This window comes from Mesotoga sp. UBA5825 (genome assembly GCF_002432955.1).
In the GTDB taxonomy this organism is placed as follows: domain Bacteria; phylum Thermotogota; class Thermotogae; order Petrotogales; family Kosmotogaceae; genus Mesotoga.
Window position 1 is genome coordinate 1 of the sequence record NZ_DJHG01000017.1, and the last position, 7242, is coordinate 7242.

Genomic DNA, 7242 nt, shown 5'->3' on the forward strand with positions numbered 1-7242 from the left:
GTGCGTAAGCGCCAGCATCACTTCCCCGGATGCTCTTCCGGGTATCACTTCCTCGCGCCAGCGAGCCTCACTTCCTGCCGGAGGCAGCATCACTTCTGTTCTTGCTCTTACCAACCCCCGACCTCCGACCCCCAACCCCGGTCTTACAACTCCTCTCATGAAGCCAGCATGCGACTGTATGGCCCTCAGCCACTTCGAAGCTGTCGGGCATCTCTTTGCTGCAGATGTCGATCTTATATGGGCATCTCGGGTGAAACGGGCAGCCGGGAGGCGGATTGATCGGGCTGGGAGGTTCCCCTTCAAGCTTGATGTTCTGGAGCTTCCTTTCCTGAGGATCCCAGTTTGGAATTGACGCCATCAGAGCCTTTGTGTAGGGGTGAGCGGGGTAATCGAACAGCTCCTTCGCTCTGGCAGTTTCAACAACATTTCCAAGATACATTACCATTATCTTGTCGCTCATATGATGTACGACATCAAGGTTATGTGAGATGAATATATACGACATCTTGATCTCGTCTCTTAGCTCCTGCAGCAAGTTGATGATCTGGCTCTGAACAGAGACGTCAAGAGCTGAAGTCGGCTCGTCGCAGATTATCAACCTCGGGCTGACCGAGATAGAACGAGCTATCGCGATTCTCTGCCTCTGCCCTCCTGAAAACTCGTGAGGGTAGCGCTGAGCGTATTCTGGATACATGCCCACCTTCATCAGAAGCTCTCCGACATAATCGTCTATCTCATCTTTTGAAAGTAGATTGTGTGCTTCTATAGGTTCCTTGATAATGTCTCTTACCGTCATTCTGGGATCCAGCGAGTCAAACGGATTCTGGAAAATCATCTGAACGTCGCGTCGGAATTTCGAGCGGACGTTCTTTGCAAGCCCTTTGGTGATGTCGTATTCATTTCCCTTATCGTCATGATAGATTATCCTTCCTCCGGTCGGTTCATAGATCTTCACTATTGTTCTACCTAGAGTGCTCTTCCCGCAACCCGACTCGCCGACAATGCCGATAGTTTCGCCCTTACTTATCTCCATGGTTACAGATTGCATAGCTCTTACGTAGCCAACAACCTGGAGAAAGACTCCGGCCTTAATCGGGAAGAACTTCCTAAGCCCTTCGGTCGAAAGTATCTTCATGTTTCCGACCTCCCATCGAACAGCCAGCAGGCGACTGAATGGCTGGCATTCAAAGAAAACTCGGGAGGATCTTTCTCTCGGCAGATCTCCATTACATGAGGACATCTGGGGTTGAATCGGCAGCCGTCAGGGAACTCGTAAGCTCTTGGAACATAACCCTCAATATACGGCAGCTTCTTTCCCTTGTAGGATCTCATCACTCTGGAGTTCAGCAAGCCCTTTGTGTAAGGATGAGAAGGAGATGAATAAAGTTCATTCACGCCTGCCTTCTCGACTATCTTTCCGGCGTACATTACGTGAACTCTGTCAGCCAGCTCCGCAACTACCCCGAGATCATGGGTGATGAAGATTATAGAACTGCCGAATTCGCCTTGGAGCTCCCGCATAATGTTGAGGACTTGAGCCTGTATTGTAACATCCAGTGCGGTGGTTGGTTCGTCCGCTATGACTATCTCTGGATTGGTTATTAGAGCCATTGCAATCATGATTCTCTGGAGCATTCCGCCGCTCATTTCGTGGGGATACTCCTTGCATCTCTTCTCGGGTTCAGGAATGTTGATTCTACGAAGAATCGAAATAATCTCTTCATAGGTTTTGCCTTCATCCCAGGGCATGTGTGCCCTTGCAACTTCCTTCAGCTGGTAGCCTATGGTGAATAGAGGATCGAACGTCGACATGGGTTCCTGGAATATCATGCTGATTTCCTTGCCCCTTATGTCTCTGTACGCCTTGTTCGACAGTCCTGCCAGGTTCTTTCCCTTGTAATAGATCTCTCCTTCGACCTTTGCGGGAGGTACCTTGATAAGCCCCAGTATAGTCTGGACGGTTACGCTCTTTCCGCATCCTGATTCTCCAACCAGAGCCAAGATCTCTCCCTTCTCGACTTTGAAGCTGATGTCATCTACTGCCTTAACCAGACCATCTGGGGTTCTGAAATATGTCTTAAGGTTCTTGACTTCAAGAATTGTGCTCATACTTTTTCCACCGCCCTGTAAGGATCAACTGCATCTCTCAAGGCGTCTCCTACGAAGTTGAAGGAGAGAACAGCCACTATTATGAATAGCCCTGGAATCATCAGCCAGGGATGAGCCTCCAGTTCAGATAGAGACTGCGCCTGCTTCAGCAGCAACCCCCAGCTGGTCATAGGCTCCTTTATGCCAAGGCCGAGAAAGCTAATAGCGCTCTCACCCAAAATCATTCCCGGTATTGAAAGAGTCGAAACGACTATCAGATAACTGATTGTGTTTGGGATAAGGTGACGCGTTATTATCTTCATGTTCGAAACACCGGATACTTTGGCGGCAAGAATGAATTCCTTCTCTCTCAGGCTCAAGACCATTCCCCTAACAACACGTGCAACCCCCATCCAGCCGATCAGCGACAGGACAATTACGATTCCGAAATAGACCCACGTGCTAGGCCACTGAGGAGGTAGTATCGTGGCTAGTGCCAGCCACAGCGGTATCCTAGGGAAGGATCTTAAGAGTTCTATGAAACGTTGTATCAATACGTCGATAGTCCCGCCATAGTAACCTGAGAGGGCCCCCACTATGGCGCCTATGAAAACGCTTATCAGGGTGCCCACAAGGCCCACGGTCATTGACACCTTGCCGCCAACAAGAACTCTAGAGAAGAGGTCTCTTCCAAACCTGTCCCCTCCAAATAGAAGTACCATTGCTACATCTGAAGACTCCTCGACTCCAAAGAGATGAAGATCGGTCTTGAAAAGTCCCCAGAAAGTGTATTCTTCACCCCTTACGAAGAGTTTTATCGGTACTACGTTGTTCTTGTCTTCCGTGAATTCCAGTCTATACGTAACGGGGTTTCTGACCTTGGTCATTCCGTACACGAAAGGACCCCGCCAGTTGCCTTCTTCATCGAAGAAACGTATCTTTGAAGGAGGGGCATAGACGAAGTTTCTGTGTGCCGTTATGTAGTTGTAAGGAGCTATGAAATCGGCGAAGACGACCAGCAAATACATGATCGAGAGGGCGATAAGCCCAACGACTCCAAGTTTATGCTTAAGGAAGTTTTTTGCAATTCGTTCTTTCGTACTCTGCATGTCAGCTCATCCTTATCCTTGGATCGAGAATAGCCAGAGCTATGTCTGCAAGTAGATTTCCGATCTGGGTTATGATGGCTATGAACATCAAAAATGTCATAACTAAATATTGATCGTGGTTAAGAAGCGCATTATAGAAGAAGGGCCCCATTGTCGGAAGGTTCAATACGATAGCGGCGATTATAGTTCCGCTGAACACATTCGGTAGCTCCGTTCCGGCTATGCTGACCATAGGATTCAGAGCGTTCTTGATCGCGTGTTTCTTGACGGTTTTCTCATCGAGGCCATGCGCTCTAAGGGAAGTCACGAAAGGAGAAGAGATCACGTCTAGCATGTTTCCTCTCATTACCCTCATTAGCCCGGCGAGACCGCTCATTCCAACGACTATGAGAGGAACCCAAATGTGTTTCAGAAGGTCGACAAGTTTTGCCAGACTGAAGGGCGCCCCGACAAACTGGGGCGAGAAGAGACCCCCAACCGATGCCGCCCCCATCTGCAGCATTAGATACATCAAGATCAGTGCCATGAAAAAGTCGGGTATGGAGACTCCTATGAAACCGATCACTGTTAAGGTGTAATCCCCAAATGAATATGGATGCAGCGCCGAATAGATACCCATAGGAACTGCAAGAATCCACTGAAACACAATCGCCCCAAGCGCAATGAGTATGGTCCAGCCCATTCGCTCCCATATCAGTTCTCCAACCGGTCTCTGGAAGGCGAAAGAATATCCGAAATCCCCGCGGGTGACTATTCCCTTTATCCAGTTCCAGTATCTGACATGTGCAGGTTCGTCTAGGCCGAGGTTCTTTCTAAGCAATTCGATCTGAGCCGGCGAGATTCTCGGATTATCGAGGTACTGGCTTACGAAATCGCCCGGCTGAAGCTCGGTAATGACGAAACAGATCACCGATATGAAGAACATCATTGGAATCATGATAAGCAATCTTCTTACGATAAAAGACCACATAACCTTCCTCCAGAGAAATGAAGCGGGAGGAGCTTCTCCTCCCGCAAATTACCAACTACTTCTTAAAGACAGTCCAGGAAGCGTAAGAGAGAAGACCCTCTTCGTTCTGTTCGACATTTCCAAGAGACTTGTTGGCAGCATAAAGATTCATACCTTTACACACAAATATCACGGGTAAGTACTCTGCGTAAATCTCCTGCCATTCGTCGTAGAAGGTCTTTCTGACTGCGTGGTCCATTGCGACTTGACCGAGTTCAAAGAGCTCATATACTCTCTTCTCCCAGTCAAGCATGTTCTCGAATATCGGAAGATTCGTCTCGGGATCCCTTGTCGTTCTGTGCCAGTAATACAGTTGTGTGCCCGGCTGCCATATAGCCTTTCTCAACTGAGGATCGGGTTGGTTTCCGAATGCCCTGATCCCGGCTTCGAAGCTACCTGCGCCGAACATCTGACCGGTAAGAGAACTATCGAGTATCTGCAGGTTCACCTTAATTCCGATGCTAAGTAGATCCTGGGAGTATATGTAGGCGATATCCTGATATTCTTGAGGAGAGCTCTGAAGAGTCAGGACGAATTCGAACTTGCTTCCGTCTGGGTACTCTCTCAGGCCATCACCGTTGACGTCCTTGAAGCCTAATTCGTCAAGGAGCCTTGCTGCTTCGGCAAGGTTGAACGGTCTTCGGATCTCTTCAATCTTTGGGTTGTAGAAGGCCTTATTCGAAGGAAGAACGGGCACTCCTCCGAGAACGGCCAAACCGTTGTAGACCTCATCGATTATTCTTTCTCTGTCCAGAGCATACTCCATTGCCTGGCGGAACTCGGTTGTCTTGAAGACTTCTCTCAGTTTTGGATTCTCAGCATCGAAATTGAAGGCGATGTGAATAGGGCTTGGGGTCGGCTGGGTCGGCTCGGCGAGGAAGACTCTAAATGGACCGCCGGCAAGTTCTCTCTCCTTCAGTATCGGGAAGTCATTTCCCGAGACGGCCATGTAATCGAGTTCACCGGCCATGAACTTCGCCAGCCTTACCTGAGCGTCGCTCACGATAATGTATTCAACCTTGTCGACATACGGCAGTTTGTTTCCGTGAGAATCGACTTTCCAGTAATTGGGGTTCTTCGTCATAACTACTTTCTGATCGATTATGTATTCCGAAAGAACGAACGGGCCGTTTGCCGGAATCTCGCTTGGAGGAGTGTTTGTGAGCCATAGATCGTTAACGGAGTCGGGTCTGTCTTTGTCTATCTTGTCCTCAAGTGCGTGTGAAGGGTAGATATAAGCGTGCGAGAGAACGGTGAAAAAGGCTGCGTAAGGTGCGGGAAGAATCGCTTTGACGGTGCTGTCATCTACCTTCACCCACTCTATGGGCTGTGCTTCGATCGTGAATCGGTCAACAGAGTTTCCCCTTGCGACCGGGTTCATGATGAAGTACTTGAAGGTGAAGATTACGTCGTCTGCTGTAAGGGGTACCCCATCTGACCATTTCACATCTCTCAGATGGAAGGTGACCTCTTTGTTATTCTCCGAAACTACCCAAGACTCTGCCAGGGCCGGTCTGATTGCCGATGTGACGGGATGAGCCTCGACAAGTCCTGTTAGCATCTGACCTACCACCGTGTATGCGTTGTTGTCAAGGGTACCGTAGAAGTTGAATGATTGCGGAGATCCGGTAAGAGCTAGATATAGGGTACCTCCCATCTTCGGGTTTGGATCCGGAGTAAGCAGAGTATCTTCCACAAATGGAGCTGCCATCAACATGGCGGTGAAAAGAACCGCGAGAATCAACAGAAAGATTCGCCTCACTGTAAAAACCTCCTTTATGATTTCTCTCCCGTCGGGGAGATTAAGGTAATGCCAGTTTTCCAAGGACAACTCTTTGTCTCGCCCCTGTTACTGAGGGAACGTTTGCCCCGACGCCGTTGAAGAACTCCTGGGCAAGGACGGCCATCCCCATGGCTTCCTTGGCCTGCAGAAAGGTTCTATCGGGTACGACTACCTCCAATCCGCTCAAGCGTTGTAGATCTTCAAGCATGACAGGATTCAGGGCGCCTCCTCCAGTAACAATCATTCTCTTCCCCATAGGCAAATAAGAAGTAATACTCTCAACTAATCGTCTTACACTGAACCTTACAAGTGTTCTAACTAGGTCTTCGGGTTTTGTTGCAGAGATCCCTTCCAGGAAAACCTCGTTGTAGAGCTCCCTTCCCGTTGACTTTGGAGGTCTTCTTTCGAAATAGCTTCTGTCTCTCTCTAGAAGGGCATTGAGGATCTCATCATCGACCGCACCGCTGGCAGCTATCTTACCGTTTTCATCAAACTCAAGGTTGTAATGCTTCTTCGTGACCAGATCTAAAAGGCAGTTGGCCGGCCCCGTGTCAAANNTCAAAGGCCTTCACATTCTCAAGATCATCGTCTACATAAGTCACGTTTGCAATGCCCCCGAGGTTTACTGCGTAAGAGCCGCTTTCAAAATAGATCCAGTCGAAATACGGGATGATTGGTGCCCCTTCCCCTCCGTAAACCATATCCTTCTTCCTGAAATCGAACACAACGGGAAGACCAGTTTCTGATGAGATAACGTCGGCCTCTCCTATCTGAAGAGTCGCCCGATTTTCAGGGTCATGGTAGACGGTCTGCCCATGATAAGCAATAGCTTCCACTACTAGTCTCGTCTTCTCAAGATAAGACTTTATTGCCGCTGCGTGCCTTCTGCCAATTACGAAGTTCATCAAATTGACCCTGTCAACGCCGGAAAGGTCAGGATCGTACGTCTTCACTATCTCATCGTGAAAAAAAGAATCGAACCGAACGGAAAAATGGTCAAGAAGTTCGATCTTCATTGACTTTCCGCTGCCAGAACAGCTTACCAGAGCCAGCTCCAGCCCATCGGCCGAAGTCCCCGACATTACGCCGAGGATATTCCTTCTCCTGCTGGCGAGCAGTCCACTCATTCGATTCCAGATCATCCAAGACTCCCAAAGACCAAATTATGAAGCCGTCTTCTAATTCTCTGCATCTGAGGTATAGTGTCTCTTCTGCTTATATTAGTCCGATTAGACAACAGTATCACATACAGC

7 protein-coding genes are annotated in these 7242 nt (G+C 48.8%); all 7 read right to left on the reverse strand.

Annotated features, from left to right (window positions below):
• Positions 1-67: 67 nt before the first annotated feature.
• The 7 genes from B3N33_RS01055 to B3N33_RS01085 are packed head-to-tail and all read right to left on the reverse strand — an operon-like array spanning position 68 to position 7131.
• Positions 68-1135: an ABC transporter ATP-binding protein gene (locus tag B3N33_RS01055; protein WP_292591875.1), complete on the reverse strand. Its 1068-nt coding sequence runs from the start codon at positions 1133-1135 to the stop codon at positions 68-70.
• Positions 1132-2109, reverse strand: a complete 978-nt coding sequence (locus B3N33_RS01060) for an ABC transporter ATP-binding protein (protein ID WP_292591877.1) — start codon at positions 2107-2109, stop codon at positions 1132-1134. Before B3N33_RS01060 ends, B3N33_RS01055 begins: the two co-directional genes overlap by 4 nt.
• A complete protein-coding gene (locus B3N33_RS01065; protein ID WP_099830484.1) occupies positions 2106-3197 on the reverse strand; it encodes an ABC transporter permease in 1092 nt (363 codons plus the stop codon). The genes B3N33_RS01060 and B3N33_RS01065 overlap by 4 nt, the downstream gene beginning before the upstream one ends.
• 1 nt (position 3198) lies before the next feature.
• Positions 3199-4167 carry an ABC transporter permease gene (locus B3N33_RS01070; protein WP_292591879.1) on the reverse strand — a complete coding sequence of 323 codons (969 nt, stop codon included), beginning with the start codon at positions 4165-4167 and terminating at the stop codon, positions 3199-3201.
• Positions 4168-4222: 55 nt separating this feature from the next.
• Positions 4223-5968 (reverse strand): ABC transporter substrate-binding protein, encoded by a 1746-nt coding sequence (locus tag B3N33_RS01075; RefSeq protein ID WP_214078370.1) that lies wholly within the window; start codon positions 5966-5968, stop codon positions 4223-4225.
• Between the two features lie 40 nt (positions 5969-6008).
• Positions 6009-6551: an anhydro-N-acetylmuramic acid kinase gene (locus B3N33_RS01080; RefSeq protein ID WP_292591881.1), complete on the reverse strand. Its 543-nt coding sequence runs from the start codon at positions 6549-6551 to the stop codon at positions 6009-6011.
• The gene (locus B3N33_RS01085; RefSeq protein WP_292591883.1) at positions 6541-7131 is read right to left on the reverse strand and encodes an anhydro-N-acetylmuramic acid kinase; all 591 of its coding nucleotides are present in this window, start codon (positions 7129-7131) and stop codon (positions 6541-6543) included. The genes B3N33_RS01080 and B3N33_RS01085 overlap by 11 nt, the downstream gene beginning before the upstream one ends.
• Between the last annotated feature and the right edge of the window lie 111 nt (positions 7132-7242).

What these genes read in the sequence shown, in the direction of transcription:
- B3N33_RS01065 (WP_099830484.1), bottom strand. Translation starts at nt 3,197, where the DNA reads ATGCAGAGTACGAAAGAACGAATTGCAAAAAACTTCCTTAAGCATAAA.
- B3N33_RS01060 (WP_292591877.1), bottom strand. Translation starts at nt 2,109, where the DNA reads ATGAGCACAATTCTTGAAGTCAAGAACCTTAAGACATATTTCAGAACC.
- B3N33_RS01055 (WP_292591875.1), bottom strand. Translation starts at nt 1,135, where the DNA reads ATGAAGATACTTTCGACCGAAGGGCTTAGGAAGTTCTTCCCGATTAAG.
- B3N33_RS01070 (WP_292591879.1), bottom strand. Translation starts at nt 4,167, where the DNA reads ATGTGGTCTTTTATCGTAAGAAGATTGCTTATCATGATTCCAATGATG.